This window comes from Paludisphaera rhizosphaerae (genome assembly GCF_011065895.1).
Lineage (GTDB): Bacteria > Planctomycetota > Planctomycetia > Isosphaerales > Isosphaeraceae > Paludisphaera > Paludisphaera rhizosphaerae.
This window is the reverse complement of sequence record NZ_JAALCR010000041.1, coordinates 14,752-36,852: the sequence shown is the minus strand read 5'-3', so window position 1 is coordinate 36,852 and position 22,101 is coordinate 14,752. Positions and strand designations below refer to the sequence as shown.

General features: G+C 64.3%; 27 protein-coding genes. 15 read left to right on the top strand and 12 right to left on the bottom strand.

All coding sequences use genetic code 11. The features are described 5' to 3' along the window. Positions 1-12: 12 nt before the first annotated feature. The 3 genes from G5C50_RS29255 to G5C50_RS29245 are packed head-to-tail and all read left to right on the top strand — an operon-like array spanning position 13 to position 3,052. On the top strand, positions 13-432 hold the full coding sequence (locus G5C50_RS29255) for a hypothetical protein (protein ID WP_165074854.1): 420 nt from the start codon (positions 13-15) through the stop codon (positions 430-432). Between the two features lie 38 nt (positions 433-470). Further along, positions 471-1,988: a type IV secretory system conjugative DNA transfer family protein gene (locus G5C50_RS29250; RefSeq protein WP_165074852.1), complete on the top strand. Its 1,518-nt coding sequence runs from the start codon at positions 471-473 to the stop codon at positions 1,986-1,988. Further along, positions 1,967-3,052, top strand: coding sequence for a hypothetical protein (locus G5C50_RS29245; protein WP_165074850.1), 1,086 nt, complete (start codon positions 1,967-1,969; stop codon positions 3,050-3,052). Before G5C50_RS29250 ends, G5C50_RS29245 begins: the two co-directional genes overlap by 22 nt. A gap of 5 nt (positions 3,053-3,057) precedes the next feature. Here the strand turns inward: G5C50_RS29245 and G5C50_RS29240 are convergent, their stop codons facing one another. After that, positions 3,058-3,420, bottom strand: a complete 363-nt coding sequence (locus G5C50_RS29240; protein WP_165074848.1) for a hypothetical protein — start codon at positions 3,418-3,420, stop codon at positions 3,058-3,060. 60 nt (positions 3,421-3,480) lie between these two features. Here G5C50_RS29240 and G5C50_RS29235 point away from each other — a divergent pair, with 60 nt between their 5' ends. Then, positions 3,481-4,041, top strand: coding sequence for a hypothetical protein (locus G5C50_RS29235; RefSeq protein ID WP_165074846.1), 561 nt, complete (start codon positions 3,481-3,483; stop codon positions 4,039-4,041). A 5-nt stretch (positions 4,042-4,046) separates the two neighbouring features. On the opposite strand, the gene G5C50_RS29230 is transcribed toward G5C50_RS29235, so the two are convergent. Then, the gene (locus tag G5C50_RS29230; RefSeq protein ID WP_165074844.1) at positions 4,047-4,751 is read right to left on the bottom strand and encodes a hypothetical protein; all 705 of its coding nucleotides are present in this window, start codon (positions 4,749-4,751) and stop codon (positions 4,047-4,049) included. 561 nt (positions 4,752-5,312) lie between these two features. On the opposite strand from G5C50_RS29230, the gene G5C50_RS29225 reads away from it, so the two are divergent. From G5C50_RS29225 to G5C50_RS29185, 9 genes are all read left to right on the top strand, one after another. Further along, the gene (locus G5C50_RS29225) at positions 5,313-6,458 is read left to right on the top strand and encodes a helix-turn-helix domain-containing protein (protein WP_255487579.1); all 1,146 of its coding nucleotides are present in this window, start codon (positions 5,313-5,315) and stop codon (positions 6,456-6,458) included. A 40-nt stretch (positions 6,459-6,498) separates the two neighbouring features. Next, entirely contained in the window at positions 6,499-7,038 is a 540-nt protein-coding gene (locus G5C50_RS29220; protein WP_165074840.1) for a hypothetical protein, read from the top strand. A 163-nt stretch (positions 7,039-7,201) separates the two neighbouring features. Further along, a complete protein-coding gene (locus G5C50_RS29215) occupies positions 7,202-7,777 on the top strand; it encodes a hypothetical protein (RefSeq protein WP_165074838.1) in 576 nt (191 codons plus the stop codon). Positions 7,778-7,962: 185 nt separating this feature from the next. Then, complete coding sequence (locus G5C50_RS29210; protein WP_165074836.1) at positions 7,963-8,490, top strand: hypothetical protein; 528 nt, start codon at positions 7,963-7,965, stop codon at positions 8,488-8,490. Beyond that, positions 8,487-9,044 (top strand): hypothetical protein, encoded by a 558-nt coding sequence (locus G5C50_RS29205; protein ID WP_165074834.1) that lies wholly within the window; start codon positions 8,487-8,489, stop codon positions 9,042-9,044. The genes G5C50_RS29210 and G5C50_RS29205 overlap by 4 nt, the downstream gene beginning before the upstream one ends. An 11-nt stretch (positions 9,045-9,055) precedes the next feature. Beyond that, on the top strand, positions 9,056-10,069 hold the full coding sequence (locus tag G5C50_RS29200) for a tyrosine-type recombinase/integrase (protein ID WP_165074832.1): 1,014 nt from the start codon (positions 9,056-9,058) through the stop codon (positions 10,067-10,069). A gap of 263 nt (positions 10,070-10,332) precedes the next feature. Continuing rightward, positions 10,333-10,815, top strand: coding sequence for a hypothetical protein (locus tag G5C50_RS29195; protein WP_165074830.1), 483 nt, complete (start codon positions 10,333-10,335; stop codon positions 10,813-10,815). Between the two features lie 342 nt (positions 10,816-11,157). After that, entirely contained in the window at positions 11,158-11,445 is a 288-nt protein-coding gene (locus G5C50_RS29190; RefSeq protein WP_165074828.1) for a hypothetical protein, read from the top strand. A gap of 9 nt (positions 11,446-11,454) precedes the next feature. Next, a complete protein-coding gene (locus tag G5C50_RS29185) occupies positions 11,455-11,718 on the top strand; it encodes a hypothetical protein (protein ID WP_165074826.1) in 264 nt (87 codons plus the stop codon). A 261-nt stretch (positions 11,719-11,979) separates the two neighbouring features. Here G5C50_RS29185 and G5C50_RS29180 read toward each other — a convergent pair whose 3' ends face one another. From G5C50_RS29180 to G5C50_RS29135, 10 genes are all read right to left on the bottom strand, one after another. Beyond that, entirely contained in the window at positions 11,980-12,942 is a 963-nt protein-coding gene (locus G5C50_RS29180; protein WP_206107908.1) for a DJ-1/PfpI family protein, read from the bottom strand. Then, complete coding sequence (locus tag G5C50_RS29175; protein WP_165074824.1) at positions 12,935-13,693, bottom strand: PepSY domain-containing protein; 759 nt, start codon at positions 13,691-13,693, stop codon at positions 12,935-12,937. Before G5C50_RS29175 ends, G5C50_RS29180 begins: the two co-directional genes overlap by 8 nt. 12 nt (positions 13,694-13,705) lie before the next feature. After that, on the bottom strand, positions 13,706-14,362 hold the full coding sequence (locus tag G5C50_RS29170; protein ID WP_165074822.1) for a peroxiredoxin family protein: 657 nt from the start codon (positions 14,360-14,362) through the stop codon (positions 13,706-13,708). Between the two features lie 10 nt (positions 14,363-14,372). After that, positions 14,373-15,431 (bottom strand): DUF1559 domain-containing protein, encoded by a 1,059-nt coding sequence (locus tag G5C50_RS29165; protein WP_165074820.1) that lies wholly within the window; start codon positions 15,429-15,431, stop codon positions 14,373-14,375. 20 nt (positions 15,432-15,451) lie between these two features. Next, the gene (locus G5C50_RS29160; protein ID WP_165074818.1) at positions 15,452-16,507 is read right to left on the bottom strand and encodes a DUF1559 domain-containing protein; all 1,056 of its coding nucleotides are present in this window, start codon (positions 16,505-16,507) and stop codon (positions 15,452-15,454) included. A gap of 173 nt (positions 16,508-16,680) precedes the next feature. Further along, positions 16,681-17,127, bottom strand: a complete 447-nt coding sequence (locus tag G5C50_RS29155; protein ID WP_165074816.1) for a hypothetical protein — start codon at positions 17,125-17,127, stop codon at positions 16,681-16,683. 159 nt (positions 17,128-17,286) lie between these two features. Next, positions 17,287-17,442, bottom strand: coding sequence for a hypothetical protein (locus G5C50_RS29150; RefSeq protein ID WP_165074814.1), 156 nt, complete (start codon positions 17,440-17,442; stop codon positions 17,287-17,289). Between the two features lie 63 nt (positions 17,443-17,505). After that, positions 17,506-18,477, bottom strand: coding sequence for an energy-coupling factor ABC transporter permease (locus G5C50_RS29145; protein WP_165074812.1), 972 nt, complete (start codon positions 18,475-18,477; stop codon positions 17,506-17,508). A 10-nt stretch (positions 18,478-18,487) separates the two neighbouring features. Further along, the gene (locus G5C50_RS29140) at positions 18,488-19,594 is read right to left on the bottom strand and encodes a formylmethanofuran dehydrogenase subunit E family protein (protein ID WP_165074810.1); all 1,107 of its coding nucleotides are present in this window, start codon (positions 19,592-19,594) and stop codon (positions 18,488-18,490) included. Between the two features lie 30 nt (positions 19,595-19,624). Next, positions 19,625-20,641 (bottom strand): DUF1559 domain-containing protein, encoded by a 1,017-nt coding sequence (locus tag G5C50_RS29135; protein ID WP_165074808.1) that lies wholly within the window; start codon positions 20,639-20,641, stop codon positions 19,625-19,627. A gap of 216 nt (positions 20,642-20,857) precedes the next feature. Here G5C50_RS29135 and G5C50_RS29130 point away from each other — a divergent pair, with 216 nt between their 5' ends. Continuing rightward, on the top strand, positions 20,858-21,133 hold the full coding sequence (locus tag G5C50_RS29130) for a hypothetical protein (RefSeq protein ID WP_165074806.1): 276 nt from the start codon (positions 20,858-20,860) through the stop codon (positions 21,131-21,133). Next, complete coding sequence (locus tag G5C50_RS29125) at positions 21,130-22,101, top strand: tyrosine-type recombinase/integrase (RefSeq protein ID WP_165074804.1); 972 nt, start codon at positions 21,130-21,132, stop codon at positions 22,099-22,101. The genes G5C50_RS29130 and G5C50_RS29125 overlap by 4 nt, the downstream gene beginning before the upstream one ends.

The window sequence follows — 22,101 nt, the reverse complement described above, 5'->3', positions numbered from 1 at the left end:
GGAGCCGAAGCCATGTCGACCTACGAACGCTTGAAAGACCTCCACCGGAAGATGTTCGTCAGGGGCCAAGAGACGGCGGCCAAGGAAGTGGCCGCCGTCGAATTCGCCGAGCAGCAGGGGCACGCGAAGGTGGTGCTCGAGGCCGCGGCCGAGACCATCACCAGGGCGAACGAGCTCGCCGCCGAGAACCCGCAGCTCCGGCAACTGGCGTTGGACGTCGAGCAGGCCGTAAGAGAAGGTGCCGCCGAAGCCATCACCGGGGGGCGGCAGCGAGCCGCCGGAAGGGAGGAAGCCCCGGAGGCGAGCCCTTTCTCAGACAGCTCGGCGAGCTCAACGCGAGGCTCGCTCAAATCGCCGGCTCGAAAGGCGTTGCCAAAGAACTCCGAGCCCCCCAAAAAGCGGGGACCGGGCCGGCCTCGGAAAGAATCCTGAAGCTGCCGTCGCCGCCGAGCGGAGTCGTCGAGCGACGGATGCCGGTCATCCCGAAGCGGAACCTCGGCGGCAAGCGTGTCACGACCGTCTGGGCCGAGAAGCATCTACCGGCCGACGAGGCCGACGAGGGCTTCTATCGAATCTGCGGGAAGAGCGGCAGCGGCAAGAGCCACCTCGTGAAGCTCTTCCTGCTCGACGTCCTGCGTGAGGTCGAGGCGAACCCGCACGCGAAGCTCGTCGTGTACGAGCCGAAGCGGGAGTTCTTCGCCTGGCTGTCGTCAATCGGCCTCTCGTCCCCCATCCGCTACTTCTGCACGAGCGACGAGCGAAGCAAGGCCGTCGACTTCGAGAGGGACTACAGCTCCGTCAATGACAGCAACACGCTCGCGTATGCGTTCCATCCGCACGACCCGAACGAGCGGCAACGCTTCTTCGGCGACGCCCTGCGGACCATCTTCGCGGGCGTCTACGAAGCGTTGCGAGTGAAGCACGGTCGTGCCGATTTGCGGCTCGTGTGTCTGGTGCTCGAGGACTCGGAGCTCACGAAGAGAGTGCTCGGTCGGGACGAGTACCTCGTCCAGGCGAGGCGACTCGTCGAGGAGAACGGCGGGAAGGTCGGCGAGACCAAGGCGAGCATCATAGCGACCATCGATACGCGAATCGCCCAGATGAAGGTGCTCGCCTGCCATCTCGAGGCTGCACGACGCGAGAACGGTTCGCTCTCGTTGCGGGAGTTCATAGACGGGACGAATCAAGGAATCCTCGTGGTGTCGAAGGATACGAGATTCGGCTACGTCCAGGACCCGATGAACGGCGTGCTCTTCATGCGGTTGACGGAGCTCCTCGACTCGAAGCAGCAGGACCCGAGGCGGAAGGTGTTCATCGTCATCGACGAGTTCCAGACGCTCGCCGGCGACAATCCGGCGCCCCGCATGGCCGACATGTTCCTTCGACTCCGCTCACGCGGCGTGGTCGTCCTCCTGACTTACCAGGCTCAAACGTCTCTCAGGCGAATCTACGGCGACACGGTCACCGAATTCATCGGCCAGTGCTCGAACGTCATGTACCTCCAGCAGACCGACGTCGAATCCGCCGAGTACGCCTCCAAGGACCTCGGCTGCGAACGCGGCTTCGAGACCGTCAAAAGCGTCTCGCTCGGCGGCGTCGGCTCTTACGGCGGTCGCAGCCCGGAGATGCCGCACACGACGTGGAACGTCCAGAAGAGCCAGCAGTGGTACGACCGGCCGATTCATTCGCCGACGGAGCTCCTGAACGGAATTCAACCTCCGAACAAAACTCGCGGTCTCCACGGGAGGGCGAAGAGCCCGCTCGTCGGCTCGAGACCCTGGGCGTTCTGGTATCCGCCCGACATGGTCGAGGGAATTCCGAAGCGGCACCGGGACATCATCGAGTACGAAGAGCGTAGCGACGACACGCAGAGGCTCCCACCGCTCACGGCTGGAGAGCGGAAAGCTTTGGAAGGCCTTTCCACGAACCTCACCGACGCGGACCCGGAAGAAGACGAGGCGGCCCCATGGCACAAGTTCAACTCCTGAGCAAACGCCTCACGGTCGAGTTCAACCCGTCGAGTCGCGTCGAGCTCTTCGACGTGACCACGAAAGACCAGCATTCCTACCTGGGCGTGAAGCTCGACAGCGTGCTGCCGAACGGCTCGCAGCAGGAATTCCGGACCGACCTCGCCAAGCTGGAGGAGGCAGCTCGGCAAGCGAAGGAGTACGTCGAGAGTCAGGAACAGGGGCAGCGATTCGGCGGGGTGGGGGACGTCCTGATTCGGATGTCCCGCGAGTTCGGCGAGGTGGTGATTGACCTCGCCCAGAAGGCCCGGGACGGCTCCGGCGAATGGCAGACGGCACGAATCCAGGGGGACCACCTGGCCTCGACCCTGCACCAGGGGAAGGAGCTCGAGCGTGAGCTGGGGCTCGATAAGCGGTGGTTCGTACTCGTCGACTCGCTCTCGGTCGAGAAGAAAGACGGCCGCATCGTCGGCACGGTCATCAAGTCTTTCGACGACGAAGAAAAGGCGTACGAGCACCTCGGGAAGTCGTCGGGCCTCGCCCTCTATTCCGTGCCTCAAGCACGCGAGGGCCGGCGAGGCGAGTCCGTCGAATTGTGGGACCACGCGAGCCTGCGGGAGAGTCGAAAGCACGAGTCCCGCAGCGTGGACAAGCACCTCGAGCGAGTCGAGTTCCATCGCGGGCGAATGAGCGAGAACTACGTCGTCGCCCGCTGGAACGACGTAGCCACGGAACCCGAAGTGGGCATGCGAGCCCAATGGGAAGGTGCGTCGCACACGTACGACGGAGAGCCGCAGGACTTCAAAGCCGGCCCCACCGCGGGAAGGGACCGAGGACGGCAAGACGACGAGATGTACGTCCTCATAGAGCGGGGGGAGGGACGTTGGAGCCGCGGGAGAATAGCGGCCGTGTCGCCCTTCCGAGAAGAGATGGTCGCCCAGCACGCGGCCCAGAGGGAGCTCTCACAAGAGCGGCAGCAGCAGAACCGGCACGACCAGGAGGTGCAGAAGGCGATAACCCGGGACTGGGAGCAGCAGTCGTTCAAGATGGACCGAAGCCAGCACTCGCAGGGCTACACGCCGTGAAGGCTTCAAGCGGCCGGCCGCATGGGGCTGACGACCGGCACGTCGACGTTCAGCTCCTCGAGCTTCCCCTTCTCGGCCACCACGAAGACGTGGCCGAATCGTTCGTGAGGCTCGAACACCGCGAAGGAGTCGCCGCAGTCCTCGGCCCCGTACTTCTGATAGCCCGTCCAATTCAACCGGCCGTTGATGACGAGGCCTATGCGGCCCTCGAGCTCGTAGGCCCCATCCTCGCCGAGCTTCTTCATCATGAACGGCGTGACGAACAGACGCCCCGGGACGCCGAAAGTCTTCGCAAAGTCTGGGAGCTCGACGAGCGAGCCCTCGTGAACAGCTTCGAGTATCGACCGTTTCTCTTCCCCGTCTCGCATGCCCCGATTATGAGACTAATATAAATATTCGCAACCTAAGATTCGAGGTGTCGCGTGTCGATGAGCGATTACCAAGGCGACGTCGCTTACCAGAACCTGCGTATGCTCGCGGCGACCGCCGACCTATCGAGAATCATCCGCCGGTTCAACCCGACCGACGCGGTCGTAGATAGGAAGAGGAGTCATAGCCGCGGCGACGGGTGGCGGGTGGAAGCGGTGGGGAAGGGCTGGCCCATCAAAGGGTCTCCGATAGTCACGCTTTTCAAAATGCCGTACGGCGACCACTCGCTTAAGCAAGTCGCCTGCCGGTGCCTCGTGAGCGTCGAGAGCGTTCCACGGCAGGTGACGCTTTGCATGGATGCCGAACTCCCGCCGGGATTGTTCGTCACCTTCAATTTTCCGACCACAAGTTCCCGCTTCTCTACGTTCCGCGACGAGTCGCAGGCGGGGCAGTGGCTCGAGTGCTGGGCCTGGGTGATTCTAAATCCCAAGCAACGCAAAACACCAAAGAAACTTGAAATTACAATATACTCAAATCCAGATGGCTTCGTCGATGTGAAGGACCTGGTGCTCTACGACGCGACCGGCCTCGATTTAAGCGACCCCTTCTCGTCTCTCTAGGGGATTCAGCGGCGTTGAACCCGCTCTAAGTCGAAATTCCGGACGAACTTCCACCACCAAGTCTCAAGCCACCAATCCCACAGGAATTTACCTGCGATACTGCAGAAGCCGAACATGCCGAGAGCGAATACTCCCGTCGACCGAGTGAAAGCCTCGAGCTTAGCCAAGCCCCCGGTGACGACGGCGTACGGGATGAAGGCCAGCCACAGCAAAAATGGAATCATGAACGCTAATGCAATAATACACATCAGCGTGTTTCCAATATTCCACAGAAATACCCTGAGAATCGACGGCCTGAACTCGACCGATTGGCCCGCCACCAAAGTTTTGTCGTGCGTGCAGTTGAAGCCCGACAGCGTGTATCCGCAGTTGTTCAGGCACCTCAGGTGAGCCGTCTGCATCGGGAACTTGAACGGGTTCCACCGCGAGCAGTTGAAGGCCATCACCATCGGGGCGTCGTCGTTCGGGCATCGAACGTGTTCCCACCTATGGGCGAGGTGGCACGTAGGGCAGTGCCCGACCCAATCGAAGGTGTGGTAGTTCCAGAGGAACCGCTTCTTCGTCTTCTTCGGCACCACAGGGCCGGTCGGTGCTAGGACCTGCTGCGGTTGAGCAGCAGCCACGGCGGCCCCAGGCTGAGGCCTGCCGCAGTGGGGGCAGAAGTTGGGGGCGTCCCCGTAAATCTCGTTGCCGCATCCCGGACAGAACATGAGTCGGCCTCGTCGCAGAAGCACGTCGGAGGAACGTCGTCACCAAGTCGTGGCCATCGCGTTCACCTGCACCGGACCCGCTCGAGCTCTTCGCCCAGGCATGGGGCGAAAGAACGTGCCTCCAAGCTATCTACCGTTTTCCGTAAGGCAAGGATTTCGAACGAATTTCGACCGACTCGAAATCGCCTCGAGTTGGTGCGTGCTTTACGGCTCAGGGGCGACGGCCGCCCGCCAGCGGATTCGCGGGCCTCGCCAAGTTCGTCTCCTTTACCCTTTGCGGCCCGAAAGTCACGGATTCCGGGCTCGAGCGACTCAACTTCCACGGCACGGCCGTCACCCTGGCCGGAGCGAAAGGCCTGCTCGAAGTTATGCCTAGATTGACCATCGTCCACCCGACGCGGCCGAGCGAGAAGGTCGACATACCGTTCTAACCAGATGGCGGTTGCGGCTCTGGCTCTCCTGGAAACTTCTGAGGGAACCGGGCTTGACCACCAGCGATGCCGATGTAAAACTTAATTGAAGGCGTAGTCGGCTTGTAAAATTTCTTAGACGACGGACACCATGGCCAGCCAACCTCTACGCATCAGCGAGGGGCACGATGTGCGGGCGAGCTTGTCAAACAAGCTGAAGGCGGCACGAACCTTGACCGGGATGTCTACCCGTGCCGTCGCGACGAGGCTCTCGCGTCGATTCCCTATCTCCCACGCGACCATTGCTAACTACGAGAGCGGTCGGAGTACCCCTCCGCTCGACGTCATCGCCGCCCTAGCCGAGCTTTACGACCGGCCTCTCAACTGGTTCCTGGAGCACGGCAAATGCCTGACGGGCGTTCGCTATAGGAACTTGAAATCCAAGGTCCGCATGGCGGATATGCACCGCTTCGAAGCCGACGTACAACGCTGGGTGGACGCTTACGTCACCCTCGAACAACGGCTCAAGCGGCCCCTCAAGCCGACCATCAAAGACTTTCGGGCCAAGGACGGGGTCAAACCCGACGAACTGGCCCGAGAGACGCGACGCAAGCTCGGCATCGACCGCGAGGACGAGCCCATCGCCAGCGTCGTCGAGGTGCTTGAAAGCTTCGGCATCCGCACCATCGAAAACCCGACCGACCTTCGCATCGACGGCCTCGCGGCGAAGTACGGCGACGAGTACATCGTGGTCCTCAACCCCAGCGTCTCGAACGACCGGTCCCGGCTCAACGCGGCCCATGAGCTCGGCCACGTGCTCTTCGGCGATTGCGACAGCGACGAGCAGGAGAGCAAAGCACTTGAGTCTAGGGCCTTCGACTTCGCCTCCCACTTCCTGCTTCCGAGCAGCCAGCTCAAGCGTGCCTTCGAGGGCCGTTCGATGGTTCGCCTGGTGCAGTTCAAGGAACGGTTCGGCATCTCGTTGGCCGCGATGGTCTACCGGGCTGAGAAGCTGGCGTTCATCTCGAAGCAGGACGCGAAGATGCTCTGGGTCGAGTTCTCCCGCCGCGGCTGGAAGACAGCCGAGCCCGGCGTTGTGCGTCCCGACCGGGCGACCCGCTTCGAACAGTTGATTGACGAAGCCGTGCTCGCCAACAAGCTGTCCCTCAAAGAAATCGCCGACCTCTCGGGGGTCCGCCCCGAAGCGGTTCGGGCCCGCCTCAACTTCGCCATGGGTATCGCGAACCAGGATGTCCCTGAGGATGAAGGGACGGTTACGGTCCAGTTCCCGGGCTGACGGACCATCGCCCCGGGGACGCTCGTCCGTGAGGGACATGATGAGTAAGCGTCGCTTCTCTCTCCGACTCCAGGACCACGAGGACGCCCTGCTGAGGACGCTCTATCGTGAGTTCGACATCACAATCGACCAGTATCCCCAACGCCCTGACGACTTTGCGAGGTTCGTCAGTACGTGGAACAATCTCTCGGGCCGCGACGACACGGGGCCCGACCTGCTGCACTACATGATTTCGCGGCGAAAGGACAACAAGGGGGCGAGGAAGGGCTGGGAAAAGCTCGGCCGTGATGCCGGGGGCGGATTCAGGACGCCGCAGGTCGACTTGAATGAGGAGGAGTTGGCTCATCTGGACGCCATCCATGAGGAGTTCCAAATCGCCTCCGACAACTACGCCCTGAACTCGGAGCTGGGCAAGAAGCTTCAGGACGAGTTCGCCCGCCGCACCAGCCGCATCCTCCCCTCCATGGTTCTGGCAGCCGCGATGATTACCCGTCGCAAGGCGGGTGCGTTGGCTACGCTGCGACCCAAGGCCACCGACCAGGACCTCGGATTCTCCGACCTGGACGAGGTTGCGAACTGAGTCCCTGTCGTCCGGAGCGATGAAGAGATTTCGGCCCCGGGCCCTTGTGGCTACGGGGCCGTCTCTCTTTCCTGTTCGGTCGACCCAAAGGTCACGTTAATGAACTTGGCCGCCTAGGAATCGAATCGGCATCGACGCCTCCTGGCATCGTGAGGAAACACCAATGTCCCGTCCGCGAGCACACAGGCCACGCAGGTTTGGTTTTCCACTCTTGGCCCTTCTAGTGGTGTGGTTCGTAATCGCTTTCCTGCCGCTGATAGCCCTCAAGTGGTCGATTTTCACGGTTGAGAAAGCTGATGACCTCGAGAGAATCAAGGGCGTGCTCTCGCAGTTGGGCACGTACGGCGACATGTTTGGGGTCGTGAACTCCCTGTTCTCTGGGGCCGCCCTCTTGATGGCCATCCATACGCTCTCCATCCAGACCCAAGAGCTTGAGGAGGCTGATAAGGACCGGGCCAGAGAAGCAGCCAGACAGGGAACGCTCGCGTATCTCCAAGCAATCAGCGTGCTAGCACAAGTTAATTCGTATATATATTCACAGAATCCAAAGTTTTATGACGATGAGGCGACAGACTTTCAACTGAGCCACTCCGCAGAAGACTTCGGGGAGACGTTTCCGGAAAAGATAGACGGCCTGAATTCGTCGCCCGTAAAAATGAAGCTGGATTTTTATGTTGGTCAGCTGGAAGCACAGCTTAAGGAGTGGCTGACTCAGGTTGAAGACACCTCGAGCAGCTGACCTCGACCCATCCCCTTCGAGGCTCATTTCCTTCTGACCCCGCCGAGCTTCCGAGTCATAACGTCCAATCGGGCTAAATCCAACCACGCAATTGCTCGTCCTGCCTTTGTGCAGGATAACCCCCTTTATCCTGCACAAACTTCGTGGTAGAACACGCATGCAACCAAACCCGTCAAAGGAGGGATGTGGACGAGGCTTTACAACGGCGGAAATTCGAGCGGCGAATCAAGCACCAGGAATGGATGCGGCAGAGGGACGAGCGGGCAGCGGTCATCGCGTTCCGACGTGAAGAAGTACTTCGGCTGAGGGGAGAGGGGGTGAGCGTGGTCGCGATAGCTCATCAGGTCGGGGCTTCAGCTCAGAGAGTCCGGCAAATAATCGAACACGATGAGGGTAAGAAGGCGACGAACCTCGAATACCCGAGTGCCGCCGTCGCCAGCGACGACCCAGAGATGGGACAAATCCATCAACTCGCCCAGGCCAAGGAGTTCCTCAAACTCGCTGCTCATTTCGCCGACGGAGCTGCCGACTCGCTCAAGAGCAAAGCTCTCGCCGAGATGATGCGTCGGGTCCGTGAGCTTGCGGGGAACATCCGAGCCGTACATGACTCGCTTCCGGACCGGGACGGACGGACGGGCAGGAACATGAATGAGGAGAAGGAGCCAACGCAATTCGGACCAAGCACCGATTCCAAGGACGTGGGAGGAGCGTGATTCTCTACCACGGAACCATGAGCAGCCACCGCGAGGCCATCGAGCGTGAGGGCCTTCAACCGCGAGCGGTGACGAAGCGGCGAAGCAACTGGAAAGGGGCTATCCGGTCAAAGCGAGGATTCGTTTATCTGACCGATGCCTACCCCGTCTATTTCGCCCTTGCCGCTGCGAAAGGCCGCGACGACCTCTTGATAGCGAAGGTGGAGGTAGACGAAACCCACCTCTACCCAGATGAGGACTTCATCGCTTACGCGATGAGCTGCGGACAAGCGAGCGTTGACCCGGCAGACCATCAACCGCTTTGGCAGGAGAGCCTCACGAGGAACGGTGTCGCGTGCACGCCTTCGATTTCGGCGGAGAGGATTCTCGATTGCCGAGTCATCTGCCGCAAAAGCATTCAGGTCATCCTCGCCACCGGAGGAGACGCCCAACCGACTCCGCTCAACTACCGCGTTATGGGTGGCTTCTATCGACGCTGCATCGAACGCCTCTTTGAAGGTGGTAGCGACGCCGCTCTAGAAGAAGCGAAGCGTTATTGGTCACAGAGAGCATGAGGTACGAACCGGTGTCCCACGAACTCGTCGTCGCCGAACAAGCACCGCCACCAGGTCGTGGAGGCGAAGGGCTTCCCGCGTTGGTCGCGAGAGCAGGAGGCCCGGCCGCCCAGGCGTGGACCGACTTCTTCGACGGGAAGGTGAGGAACCGCCACACGCGGAAAGCCTATCAGCAATCAGTGCGGCACTTCCTCGCGTGGAGCGAGGGCGAGCAGCTAGAACTTCCTCGCATCATGGCCGGCGACGTCGGCCGCTACCTCTCGCAGCTCTCCGGCGGGCCGTCGAAGAAGAAGCGGACGCTCGCGGCTCTCAGGCGTTTCTTCCGTGTTCTGGTCGAGCGGCATATCTGCCTCATCAACCCGGCGGCCGAGGCCGAGACCGTCCGTTACGACATGGTGGAGGGTAAGACGCCCGAAATCACCGACGCTCAGTTTCGAGCGATTCTCGCGAGCATAGACGCGACGAACCTCGTGGGCTTGAGGGACCGGCTCATCCTGCAAACGCTCGCCTACACGGGGACTCGCGTCGGGGCCGTCGCCGCCCTCCAGCGGCAGCACTACTACGAGGCCCCCGGTCAGTGGATGCTCCACTTCGACGAGAAACGCGGGAAATCCCGCGAAATCCCTGTCGCCCACGACCTGAAGGTCCTCTTCGACGAGTACCTCGAGCGGAGCGGCGTCAAGGAGGAGAAGCGGACCAGAGACCCGAAGACCGGCGAATGGGATCCGCTCTTTCTCTTCCGCACCGCAGCAGGCAGGACGGGCCAGCTCAAGAAGACGCCGATGAGCGGCAACGACGTCTACAAGATGATGCGACGCCACGCGGAGAAGGCCGGAATCGGCGTCCGCGTCTCGCCGCACTCGTTCCGCGTCGCCATCGCCACCGACTTGCACGACCAGGGCGTTCCCACCGACGAGATTCAAACCCTCCTCGGGCACAGCGACGTTCGCACGACGAACCTCTACAAGCGGAATCGACGAGGCGTCACGAGGAATTTGGTAGAGCGAATCCGACTTGGACGATAATGAATATAATATAATTACCTATTATGATAATGCGACGCGTCGACCGGTGCGTTCAGCGGGCGGATTCGGCTTACGAGGACGCTATTGATAACTTGTCTTCATAATTTCCATATTTGACGCGACTCGGAGGCTGGGCACGGCCCGACGCTCCTCGTGGTATCTGTAAATCGCCCCGGCCGCCCCGGCCCGCCTCCCTGTGGTATCTGTCGGGAGACCCGGGGCGGCCGGCTGTGGTATCTGTAGAGACGTGCTAAGTTGCCCGCATGGCCTTCATCGTCCTACGCCGCTCCAGGAACACGCGAAGCTATTACCTCGTCGAGAGCTACCGCGACGAGTTTGGTCGCTCGCGGAAGCGTACGCTCTGCTATCTGGGACGCGAGCAAGACGGCACCGACACCATCGAACGAGCCGTCCGGCATTGGGAGCGGGTCAGGGACGACTTGTGGACGCTCAGGCACGAGCGAGCGAAAGCAGCCGAGAAGGTCGAGCTTCTCAAGCGATTCATTAAAGTCGGCCCTCGCACGGAACGCACGACGGGTCCTTGGAGTCCAGCTCCCGAAGACCAGCCCCTCTGGGACGCGATTCGGCGGCTCGCACAGCGGCCGAATCAGGAGAACGCCCTTGAGGCCAAGCGAGCGTATCGGACGCTCGCGATGCGATATCACCCCGACCGGGGCGGCAGCCACGAGGCTTTCATCAAGCTCGACCGAGAATACAAAGCCGCGATTGATACTTTGGATTTATAATTTAATATTACTAGCATGCTTTTATTATGTGGTGTCGGATGAGCATGACCCAAGACCCATCGCAAGCCGACCGAGCCATCTGGCACGGATGGCTTCTCCAGAGCCTCGAAGACTCGCAGAGCCCGGAGGTTCGAAGTGCGGCAGCTTCCTTGCTCTGCCTCTCCGGCTTGGAGTGGAGGAACGAAGGCCCAGACCATTTTGAAGTTCTCGAACGACTCCGAGACGCCGAATCGAAGGAGCCCAACGAAGAAGCTCGACTTCAAATCGGGCTCGCGATTGACGCTCTGAACCCCGAGGTGGAGAGGCCGCGACGAATGTCCGAGCAGATGCCCTAGGAGGAGCATGAATGACGAAGCGTCGCGAATGGAGATGACTAAGCTCGCCCAAGGCTTCCCATGCCTGCGACACGCATGGGGGGTCGAACCGTTCACGCCCGAGGAGCTGAACCGGTGGGCGGCTTCCGGCGTGTCGCACGGCGAACGCGTCACCGCGAGCTTCGTGCTCGCGGTCTGGGATTCCTCGACCGATTGGGAGTGCGGACGCTTCGAGCTGATGGAAGCGTTGCACGTCTGGCCCGACGAGCACCGCATCGCCTTCCTTCGGTGGGCCGCCGACCCATGGTGGCCGTAGAGGAGGAGCGTGAGCCAAGCCCAAAGGAAACCACGAGAGAAAGAGCAGGGGGCTCGAAGCTACGGACCCTACAAGCCGTCGACGCCGTACAAGAAGCCCTCGGGGCCGCTCCACCAGCTCGCGTCGTTCTGGAGGATGTGCTTCCCGCCCCCCGGCAACCCGCCCCGGAACTACTACGAGCAGCAGCAGCGACGCTGCCGAACGTGGTTCCTGGTCCTCCTCGCCGTCGGCGTCGCGGCCGCCGCGGCACGGATTTACGCGAGTCTCGATTAGGCTTTGATATGAAAGAATGCTTGTATTGCGGCGACGAAGCTTCCGACTCGTGCCACGCCAATTCCGAAGTCGAATACGCAGACGGCGTGACGCTCGCCGCGAGGCCGCACGAGGAAGACGGCCGCTGCCCGGGATGCGGCGTGGCGGCCGGCGGGCTTCATCACGTCGGATGCGAAGAGGAGCCGTGCCCGCGGTGCGGCAGGCTGCTCCTCTTCTGCGGCTGCCTCTGTGCGGGGGAGTCCCGGTAGGCGTACGCAACGGTCATTTGGACCCCGAATCAGGACCGCTGCGATATTCCATGTACTCCGCCGTCTGAATTGCCCCCTCGAGGCCGACCAAACGTTCGACTACGTGTAGAGAGGCGTCGATGCCAGCCGAGACCCCGGCGGAGGTGACGACCTTGCCGTTGTCTACGTACCGAATTCCCTCCTTCACCTTCGTCCTCGGGGCCGCCTCCCGTAACGCATCGAGCGACGCCCGGTGGGTGGTCGCCTCCAACCCGTCGAGGAGGCCCGCCCTGGCGAGCAGCAAAGCCCCCGTGCAGACGGAAACGGTAACCTCGGCCTCGCCCGATTTCTTCTTCACCCACTCGACCACGGCAGGGTCGGCTTGCGGGATGCGGGTCGAACCGCCCGGCACCACCAACACGTCGACCTTCGGGCAACTTTCGAGCGTGTAGTGCGGTGTGAACGCGAAGCCGAGGCTCTTGACCGGCTCAGGGGACGCGGCCGCCGTGAAGACCTCGAACGCCCTGCCGCCGCCCGCCACGGAGAAGACTTCGGCGGGCCCGGCGAAGTCGAGCAGCTCCATCCCCTCGTAGACCAAAATGACGACGTTCTTCTTCGGCTTGAAGTAGGCCGCAGGGTCGGCCTTGAAGCTCGCAACGCACCGCGGCGAGCCGAACAGGAAGAGCTTGCCCTCGTGGACGAGGAACAAATCGGGGTTGGCCGGCACCTTCGGCATCACCGTGCACTTGTCGCCCTGGGCGGCGAATCGCCCGGGCTCTTTGTCGAAGCGGGCCTTGTGTTCAGCATCGGCGAACAGGTACCGAAAGGGGCCCTTGGTCGAAGCGAATCGTTCCTCACCCTTCTGCTCACGGCCTTCGAGGAGCGAGACGGGGTCGAGCCCCTTGAGTACGATTCGGGCGTCGTCGCCGAATGCGTGCCCCGGCTGCACGAGAACGAGGGTCGCGAGGACGCTGGCGAATGGAATGAACCTAGGCATGGCTTGCAGTAACTCCTTGAACGGTTTGGGAGGCTCTGCGGCGGGGTCGCGTCATGAAGAAGAGCACGACGCCTAAGACCGAGACGAGGATGATGCCCGACGTCACGGCCACCATCAGGAAGTCCCTCGCATCTTTGTTCGGCACGAACATCCACTTGTGGAGATTGCTGAATATCGACGCCTCGAACTGCTTCGAGTCGTCGGTGTGCCGCGTGACGCTCCCAGTCGTCGTCGAGACGTAGACCCGGGTCCCCTTGCCATCTGCGAGGTCGAACCGATAGACGGGCAGCACGCGGAAGATGTTGACGTACTCGGAATCGAACCTCGTCAGGTAGTTCGTCTTTACGGGGGAAGGCGAGCCGCCTCCCAGGAATTCCGAGGCGATTTGGGACGCGTAGGCTTCATCACGCTCGGAATCGAGGCGTCCGGTTGCGGCGTTCACGTAAGTCGCCTCCGGCACGCCCCGGACGTAAATCTGATACCAGGGTTCTCCGTTGATTTGACGGAGATTGGCCGCTTCGACGACGCCAGGTTGAGGAAGGCTCGCCACTGCCGTGGCGAGCGTTACGACGGCCTTGGAGGCATCGAGTCCCGAGCCCGTTGGACGCACGGGCGGGGGGGCCGATTGGGTGCGACTCATCACCGTGTGCAGGACGCCGCTCGCGGCAGACATGAACACGGTGACGCTGAAGAAGAGGCCGAGCCAGCGGTGGGCCCGTCGCACGGTCAGGGGGTTCAATCGACGCTTCATTGGGGCACCAGCTCAGAGTTCATAGGGACATCCCGTGTAGAGTTCTTCGGGGGCTTCCGCCAAGTCGAGCGGCTTCTCCGAAGACCCTGTCATCTTCGCCATGAGTGAACCGAGTTCGCGGAGCATCGACTCTGAGTAGCCGGGCCAATGTTTCTCGATGCCGCCCTGCCGTCCGATGAGCACGACGTACGCGGAGTTCTCGACCTCATAACTCCGTACCAGTTCGCCATCGGGGTCGATGAGGAGCGGGTAGGCCACGTGGAATCGCTCCGCCCACTCCTTCGCCTTACCGTGCTCCCGGTCGATGACGCCCCACATCGACAGCTTCGGATAGGCGGCGTGCAGGTCGTTGAAGAAGGATTGGGCCGCCTCGCTGCACGGGCAGCCTTGCTTGATGAACGTGAGGAGCACGGGACCGCCCCGGAGCATCTCGCCCAGCCGATGCGTCTGGCCGTCGGTGCCAGGCTTCGAGAACCCCGGAGCAGTGCGGTCGAGCATCGCCTGACTCGCCTTCGCCATTTCCGGGGTCACGAGGTGCTTCGACGGCCCCTCGATGACGAGCAGTTGCGGCTTTTCCGTCGGTAACTCTGAGCGGATTCGGGCCCAGGCGTAGAGCCCGCCCACCATCGCCGAAGCGATGATGAGCGGGGTCAGAGGGAGACGTTTCATCGATGGCCTCTCAGAAGGAGTCCGCGGAGAGGACCTCGCCGCCGCTTCGGGTCGACATGCCCCGCCATGTCGCGAGGTTCACCGAATTCTTGATGAACTGCACGTGCCCGTCGCAGAAGAGTGCGTTGACCCCCCCGGGGTGGTTGCTCCGGGCCGCGAACCAGCCGCGGTTGTGGGCGAACGAGTCGGGCGTCGGGCTGTTCGGGGCGAGGTAGGTGTTGAAGAGGGTGGCACTCGCCTGGCCCCAAATCCACGGCGAGCCTCGGTCGCCCCGCCAGCTCGTCGCCGCCGCGGCCTCGCCATCGACGAACGTGGGGGAAACCCCGCCCGGCGAGACAAGCACGCGAGTCTTCCCGGCCGTCACATTGGCCATGAGCCGGAGGGGTTTCGGTATGGTCGCCATCGGACCTGTCAGTTCGGTGCCAGGCCCGAGCAGGCATTCGGACATCGCCAGCGTGCTCGACGTCCCGTCGGTGAGCTCGGCGATTCGGGTCTGGGCCGGCATCCAGAAGACGCCGTCGGAGACGAACGCCGGGTCGTAGTAGGTCTGGAGGCCGGTGCCGAAGTTGGCCACGTAGCTCGTGCCCACCACGTCCGAGCCGACGTAGCCGCCGTACCGGGGGTTCTGGCCGTCGCTCGGGCAGAGGAACGTGCCCACGACGGTGCGGGCCGCCGTCATCGAGGCGGGGTGAATCGAGAGCGGCGAGCCGACGAAGAGCACAGGCTGGTTGAAGTCGACGAGCCCCTGGAGGGCCGCCTGCTCGAGGTGGGGCAGGAGCCTCGCCTGCATCGAGAAGGCGTAGACGCTGTTGGCCGCGGTGCTCCCGGCACTCGGGAAGCATTGGTTCGAGTTCTCGTAGTTGTGCATGGCGAGGCCGAGCTGCTTCAGGTTGTTCGAGCACTGAATCCGCCTCGCCGCCTCGCGAGCGGCCTGCACGGCCGGCAAGAGGAGAGCGATGAGCACCGCGATGATGGCGATGACCACCAGCAGCTCGATGAGCGTGAACGCCCGCCCAAGCCCCGAGACGAGCCCCGGGGCTTGGGTGCGGGCCGAGGAAGTGAGTCGCATCGTGATTCGCTTCCTCTTATTTAGAAGGAGTCGGACGAGAGGACCTCGCCGCCGTTCCGGGTCGAGAGCCCCCGCCAGGTCGAGACGGCGATGGAGTCCTTGGCGAACTGCACGTGGCCGTCGCAGAAGAGGACGTTCACGCCTCCGGGGTGGTTGCTGCGGGCCGCCTTCCACGCCGGGTTGTGCGGCGGGCTCGATTGCCAGCAGTCGTAGAGCTTCGAGTTCGGCGTCAGGTAATGGTTGTAGAGAGTCGTGCGGTAATCGCCGTCCCACCAGCCGAAGCCCTTGTCGAGCCGCCATCCGCTGGGGCTCGCACACCCCGCGTCGGAGAGCGGGGTCGAGCCGACGGCCGCCGCACGCCGCACGTCCTGGGGGAGCGGCGTCGCCCCGGTCTGGGTGGCCGCACCGCCCGCGGCGGGCCCGATGAGCTGCTCGGAGGCGGCCGCGGTGTTGCTCGAGCCGTCGACGACGGTCGCAATCGACTGGGCGGGGCCCAGGACGAAGGCCCCGTTCGGCTTGACGGTCAGGCCCGCGTCGCCCGGGTTGACGCTCCCGGGCGAGCCGTCGCCGGTGCAGAACTGGTAGTTGCTCGGGCCCGAGGTCAGGCCGCCCGCGAGCGGCGACGGGGGCTGGGCCGCGTCGCTGGGGCAGAGGAAGAAGCCCACCTTGGCCGCCATCACGGTGAGGTTCGACGGGAAGGGGGTCCAGGGCGGCGTGCCCAGCACGTTCGAGGGGCCGGCCGCGATGGGCCAGCTCATGTTCAGGGCGTTGTAGACGTTCGACTGCTCCAGGTAGGGCGAGAGTTGGGCGAGCACGGACCAGCGGTAGTGAAGGACCGGGACCCCGGGATAGACCTGGCCGTCCCTCGGATAGAGGAAGCCCACGGGGAACGAGTCGACCGTGGAGTGATAGTTGTGCAGGGCGATGCCCAGCTGCTTCAGGTTGTTCGTGCACTGCATCCGGCGTGCGGCCTCGCGGGCCGCCTGGACGGCCGGCAAGAGGAGAGCGATGAGCACCGCGATGATGGCGATGACAACCAGCAATTCAATCAGCGTGAAGCCTCGACGAATTCTCATGAGAGTGGAGTTCCGAAAGGGGATGCTCGATGCGTGGAGCCGCTTCGGGCCGGACCTTCAACGGTCCCGGCCTGAACGGGGCTCTATCGCGTTCACACGACGGACGTAGTTCGAGCCGACGTCCCGCGAGAGGGCGACGGCGATGAAGCGTCGGTGATGTGGGCCTGACGGGTTCAGGCCGGAGCAAGCCCTCGCGGGGGCCTCTCGAGGCGGGAGGCGAGGCGGGCTGGGAGGCTCAAGGAAGGGGGGGCCGAGCGGAGGCGGCCGCCGGTCCGATGGTCACGCAGGCCCGGATGCCTGAGCAGGACGGCGGCCTTCGCCGCGGGCCCCGCGAACGTCGCCGTCGGTACGGCGGGGTCCCCGCACGGTGCGGCCCCCATGCAGGGGCCGGTGTCGCCCGAGCTTGGCGGGGAGGCCGGGGCCGACTCGCGATGGGAAGGCTTCTTCGACTTCTTCGGCCCGCAGCAGCAGGAGGCCCCCCGGCAGCGGGTGCCGCAGCAGCAGGAATGCGGCCCGCCGTCTTCCCCGTCCGACTCCGCCGCGGTCGCGTGCAGCGAGGCGCCCGCCGCGGGCCCGCCCGAGACGGCGAGGCCGAGCACGACCACGGCCAGGATTCTCATCCGGTGGCGTGACCGACTCAGGAAGGTGACGGGCGGAGGCGTGGGCATCGGGGCCGAGGAAGAAGTCGGGAGGCTTCGGAGAAGCCTCCATGCTCCCGGCCGGACCTTGCGATGTCAACCCAGCGTCCGCCGATGGCGATTCCTCGTGCTGCGACGTCCTTATTCCCAGAAGGCGGCCAGGAAGCTCTTCGATTCGGGCGGGCCGTTCAGCTCCAGCCAGACCGGGCCGTCGCCGGGTTCGGAGGTGAGGGTGAAGCGGAGAAAGGAGCAGCAGCGGCGTTCCATGGCGACGATGCGGGCGAGCTGCTCGAACATCTCGCCGGGGAAGCGGAACGCGTAGCCGTCGGGACGCCGCCTCGCCTCGGTCGAGGCCCTCGGCTACGCCTGGGCCCGTGGGAAGACCTTGGCCAGGGTCCAGGCGAACGCGAACACGACCAAGGTCCCCGCGGCCCCCGCGAGGGCCGTCGCGGCCTTCGCGTAGTCGAGCCCCGGCAGCGGGGCCTGGTAGTCGGGCATGGGGGCGGCGAGCAGGGGCGGGGCGTCGCCCTGGGGCAGGAAGCCCAGCTTGCCGCCGACGTATTCGAGGCCGTCGGGGAACTCGCTCGCGAACGGGGCGAGGAAGACGGAGACCGCCAACGCGGCGGCCAGGCCCGCCGCCGTCGTGGAGAGCCACCGCGGCGTCTTGGACGGCGACGACCCGTCGGACCCCTCGCCGCCCACGAGGTCGGCGACGATTTCGGGCCGCGTCAGCAGGACGAATCGCACGACGAGGCCCGTGATGAGGGCCTCGCCCACGCCGATGACGGCGTGGACCAGGGCCATCCAGCTCAGCACGCTAAGGAACTGGGATTTTCCCCCACCGGCGGCGAGCTCGACCGTGAACGCCCCGGCGGCGAGCAGCACCGAGAACCAGGCCGCGGCCATCGACCCGATGAGCACGCCGCGGCGTGCTCCGACCGCCCTGCGTATCGCGTCGTAGACCGCGTAGCCGCCGACCGCCCCGACGAGGCCCATGTTGACGAAGTTCGCCCCGAGGGCGGTCACGCCGCCGTCCTGGAACAGCAGGCACTGGACGAGCAGGACGGCCGCGATGACGACCGCCCCGGCCCAAGGGCCGAGCAGGACCGCCGCGAGCACGCCTCCCAGGAGGTGCCCCGAGACGCCCGGCCCGACGGGGAAGTTGACCATCTGGGCCGCAAAGACGAAGGCCGCCGTCATCCCCATAAGCGAAGTCGTGCGGAGGCCGTGGCGACGTTCCACGGCCCGCAGCCCGTAGGCCAGCCCGCAGGCCGCGACGAGCGTCGTCGCGGCCGCGACCCGGCCGTCCATCAAGCCGTCCGGGATGTGCATGGCGGGGACCTCACTTAACCTGCGTCGCGAAGATGGCCTCGTCGGGCAGCGAGGCGACGCGTCGGCCTTCCGCCTCCAGCCGCTCGGGCGGCAGGTCGAGCACCGAGCGGACGAACTCGGGCTTGAGCGTGAACGTGACCGACCTCTCCGACTTGCGGTCGGTCACGACGGTCTTCAGCTCGCTCGCCGCCGCCTCCTCCAGCCGGAGGTTCAGCTTGCCGGGGCTCACCCCGGTTGCGGCCTGGAGGCCGTCGGCGATGCAGGTGTATTGGACCTCGGCGGGGCTGCGATGCACGGCCAGCAGGTTGAAGCTGTGCCGGGGGAGGCCCAGCTCCTTCAGGGCCCGATCGCCCATCCGATATCCCGCAACCGCCCACGGGCCGGTCCCGCCGTGCGTCTCCCGCACCCGGGCCAGGCAGGCCGCCACCGCAGGGCCGAGGGCGGCTTCCGGGCTGATGGCGAGCGTCGCCTTGTAGCGGGTCTCGGAGTAGTCCCGGCCGTCACGCTTGCCCGGCGTCTTGTCGACGAGCTGCGTGTACAGGGTCCAGGGGCCCTCCATCAGGTCGGGGCAGGGGGCCTCGCCCTGCGAGTCGGTGCGAACCTCTTTCGGGGCGTCCGAGCCGTGGAACACCTTCACGACGGCGTCGGCCACGGGCTTGCCCTTCCAGGTCGCCCGCAACACCGGCGGTCCGCCCTCCTTCGAGACCAGCAGCAGCCGGGCCTGGTCGTCGCCCAGGCCGAGGGCCCCGACGCGGGAGGCGTCGACCGCTTGGGTCTGGGCGTAGGCGGCGAGCTGGATGACGAAGGTCTGCCCTTGGTAGTCGACCACGCCGCGGTCGGCGTAGGCGGTGAGCAGGGCCGGCCGCGGCTCGGGCAGCCTGGCCTCCAGGCCGTCGGGCAGGCGGACGACGTTCAGCAGCTCGCCCCCGGCCCAGACCTTGGTGTGGGCGATTTCGGCGACCCGCTCGGCCTCGCCCGGGGCGGGCGTGTCGCCGAAGGTGAGCCGGGCCGACGCCTGGTCGGCCCCGCCGAGGTGGAACCAAAGCTCGTGGGCCCGGGACGACGAGGCCGCGAGGACCACGAAGGCCGTCGCGAGGGCGATGGGGTGTCTACGCATGGGATTGTTCCTCTCCGGATTCCTCGCCGCTCAATATGCGTCGCTGCTGACGACCTCGCCGCCGCCGACCGTGGCCACGGCCTGCCACGCCGTGAGGTTGACCGAGTCCTTGAAGAACCGGACGCTGCCGTCGGACATCAGCACGTTGACCCCGCCGGAGTGCCGGCTGCGGGCGGTCCGCCAGCCGTGCTGGGGGCCGCGGAGGCAGTCGTAAATCTTGCTGTTCGGCCCCATGTAGTGGTCGTACATGGTGTGGCGATAGTCGCCGTCGATCCAGTTGGTGTGGCGGTCGTAGCGGTAGTTCGTCGACGCCTGGCAGTCGGCCGGGACCAGCGGCTGATAGAGGAAGATGTCCGAGGGCTGGCTGAGCGTGAGCGTGAGCTGGACCATGACGTCCTGGGGATTCGGCGAGACGGTCGTGTTCGGGCCGACGGTGCCCTCGCTCATCATGGCCGTGTTGCTCGTGCCGTCGGTCACGGTCGCCATGCTGGTCGTCGAGTTCAGGTAGAGCACGCCGTTCGGCCGGCCCCCCGTCCAGGCGAGCCCGTCGCCGCCCGGCTGGCCGTCGCCCGAGCACGAGGCGTAGTTGCACGGGGCCTCGTTGCCGTTCCTCGAGCTGCGAATGTCGCTCGGGCAGAGGAACGACGTCACCTGCATCTGGTAGACGGTCGTGTTCTGGGGCATGTCGACGCCGTTGATGTCGTAGAGCGGGAGCATGAAGTTCATCGCGTTCGAGGCCGCCCCCAGCTCCATGTAGGGCAGGATTTGGAGCAGCGACGAGTAGCGGAAGTGGCCCGGGGCGGTCAGGTTCTGGGCCACCCACCAGTTGTTCATCGGGGCGACCCAGCCGGCCGAGGGGAAGGACCCGATGGCCGAATGGTAGTTGTGCAGCGAGAGGCCGAGCTGCTTGAGGTTGTTGGTGCATTGGATGCGGCGGGACGCCTCGCGGGCGGCCTGGACGGCCGGCAGCAGCAGGGCGATGAGGACCGCGATGATGGCGATGACCACCAGAAGTTCGATGAGCGTGAAGCCGCGGCGAAGTCGCATGTCTCCCCCCTTCGGGGTGAGGTTGGGGCGGAGCGGTCGGTTTTGAGTAATACAAATCTAGCAATCGTAACACCGACGGTAAACGACCTGCTCGTTCGCGACTTCGCCGGGGAGTTGAAGGCCCCTGCCCCGGCGACCGATTACAGGACATAACGCCCTTTATGTCCTGTAAAACTCGTGCTAAAACATGCGTGCATTCAAAACCCCCGGAGGACCATGACCGACAAGAAAACCGTGACACTGACAATCGAGCCGCCGCGGAACCCGACGACTCCCGACGAGTGGCAGAACGCCGTTGATGCGGCGAAGGCGTTGAGCGTCCTTCACGCGGCTCGTTCGTACGGCCTCGTCAAAGGCGGCCCGAAGGTCGACGTCGACCGGTGCGACGAACTCTTGGAGCAAGGCCTTCGGCTCGGCGTCACGCCCAGGCCCGATGCGGTCGAGCGATTCGTCGAGGGTTGGAATCTCCCCGACAAGGAGCATGAGCGATGAACGAAGCGGGCCGTGGGTTGGTTCAACGTCGGGGCGGCGGAATCATCCTGCCCGCCCTCATCGCCCAGGAGGGCGACCGGGCCGGGCGACGCTTCGTCGAGTTCTTCACCGCCCAGATTCGGAACCCCAACACGCGAAAGGCCTACGCCCAGGCCGTTGGCCAGTTCCTCAACTGGTGCGAGGAGCGACGGCTCACGCTCCAGACGCTCGAGCCCGTGACGGTGGCCGCCTACGTCGAGGAGCTGGGCAGGTCGAAGTCCGTGCCGACGGTCAAGCAGCACCTCGCGGCCGTCAAGATGCTCCTCGACTGGATGGTCATCGGGCAAATCATCCCGGTGAACCCCGCCGCCTCGGTTCGAGGCCCGAAGCACGTCGTCACCAAGGGCAAGACGCCGTACCTGTCGGCCGAAGACGCCCGCACGCTCTTGAGCAGCATCGAACCTTCGACGCTCTTGGGCTTGAGGGACAGGGCCCTCATCGCCGTGATGACGTATTCCTTCGCCCGCATCACGGCGGTGCTGTCGATGACCGTCGACGACTACTACGCGAACGGGAAGAAGTGGCGGCTCAGGCTCCACGAGAAGGGCGGCAAGTTCCTCGAAGTCCCGGTGCATCACAAGGCTGAAGAGTACCTGGACGCATACATCCACGCTGCTAAAATCGAAGGGGATAAGCGAGGCCCCCTCTTCCGCTCAGGCAACCGGAGGAGCGGAGAACTCAACGCGAAACCGCTCCGGCGGAACAACGCGTGGGAGATGGTGAAGCGGAGGGCCGCCGAGGTCGGGCTCACGCACAAGCTCTGCAATCACTCGTTCCGGGCCACGGGAATCACCGCGTTCATCGCGGCGGGGGGGACCATCGAGAAGGCCCAGCAAATCGCCGGGCACGCGAGCTCGAAGACGACGCAGCTCTACAACCGGACGTCGGACGAAATCACGCTCGATGAGATTGAGCGAATCGCCATCTGA

Coding starts and splice junctions, on each gene's coding strand:
- G5C50_RS29255 (WP_165074854.1), top strand. CDS start 13: ATGTCGACCTACGAACGCTTGAAAGACCTCCACCGGAAGATGTTCGTC.
- G5C50_RS29250 (WP_165074852.1), top strand. CDS start 471: ATGCCGGTCATCCCGAAGCGGAACCTCGGCGGCAAGCGTGTCACGACC.
- G5C50_RS29245 (WP_165074850.1), top strand. CDS start 1,967: ATGGCACAAGTTCAACTCCTGAGCAAACGCCTCACGGTCGAGTTCAAC.
- G5C50_RS29240 (WP_165074848.1), bottom strand. CDS start 3,420: ATGCGAGACGGGGAAGAGAAACGGTCGATACTCGAAGCTGTTCACGAG.
- G5C50_RS29235 (WP_165074846.1), top strand. CDS start 3,481: ATGAGCGATTACCAAGGCGACGTCGCTTACCAGAACCTGCGTATGCTC.
- G5C50_RS29230 (WP_165074844.1), bottom strand. CDS start 4,751: ATGTTCTGTCCGGGATGCGGCAACGAGATTTACGGGGACGCCCCCAAC.
- G5C50_RS29225 (WP_255487579.1), top strand. CDS start 5,313: ATGGCCAGCCAACCTCTACGCATCAGCGAGGGGCACGATGTGCGGGCG.
- G5C50_RS29220 (WP_165074840.1), top strand. CDS start 6,499: ATGAGTAAGCGTCGCTTCTCTCTCCGACTCCAGGACCACGAGGACGCC.
- G5C50_RS29215 (WP_165074838.1), top strand. CDS start 7,202: ATGTCCCGTCCGCGAGCACACAGGCCACGCAGGTTTGGTTTTCCACTC.
- G5C50_RS29195 (WP_165074830.1), top strand. CDS start 10,333: ATGGCCTTCATCGTCCTACGCCGCTCCAGGAACACGCGAAGCTATTAC.
- G5C50_RS29190 (WP_165074828.1), top strand. CDS start 11,158: ATGAATGACGAAGCGTCGCGAATGGAGATGACTAAGCTCGCCCAAGGC.
- G5C50_RS29180 (WP_206107908.1), bottom strand. CDS start 12,942: ATGCCTAGGTTCATTCCATTCGCCAGCGTCCTCGCGACCCTCGTTCTC.
- G5C50_RS29175 (WP_165074824.1), bottom strand. CDS start 13,693: ATGAAGCGTCGATTGAACCCCCTGACCGTGCGACGGGCCCACCGCTGG.
- G5C50_RS29170 (WP_165074822.1), bottom strand. CDS start 14,362: ATGAAACGTCTCCCTCTGACCCCGCTCATCATCGCTTCGGCGATGGTG.
- G5C50_RS29165 (WP_165074820.1), bottom strand. CDS start 15,431: ATGCGACTCACTTCCTCGGCCCGCACCCAAGCCCCGGGGCTCGTCTCG.
- G5C50_RS29160 (WP_165074818.1), bottom strand. CDS start 16,507: ATGAGAATTCGTCGAGGCTTCACGCTGATTGAATTGCTGGTTGTCATC.
- G5C50_RS29155 (WP_165074816.1), bottom strand. CDS start 17,127: ATGAGAATCCTGGCCGTGGTCGTGCTCGGCCTCGCCGTCTCGGGCGGG.
- G5C50_RS29150 (WP_165074814.1), bottom strand. CDS start 17,442: ATGTTCGAGCAGCTCGCCCGCATCGTCGCCATGGAACGCCGCTGCTGC.
- G5C50_RS29145 (WP_165074812.1), bottom strand. CDS start 18,477: ATGCACATCCCGGACGGCTTGATGGACGGCCGGGTCGCGGCCGCGACG.
- G5C50_RS29140 (WP_165074810.1), bottom strand. CDS start 19,594: ATGCGTAGACACCCCATCGCCCTCGCGACGGCCTTCGTGGTCCTCGCG.
- G5C50_RS29135 (WP_165074808.1), bottom strand. CDS start 20,641: ATGCGACTTCGCCGCGGCTTCACGCTCATCGAACTTCTGGTGGTCATC.
- G5C50_RS29130 (WP_165074806.1), top strand. CDS start 20,858: ATGACCGACAAGAAAACCGTGACACTGACAATCGAGCCGCCGCGGAAC.
- G5C50_RS29125 (WP_165074804.1), top strand. CDS start 21,130: ATGAACGAAGCGGGCCGTGGGTTGGTTCAACGTCGGGGCGGCGGAATC.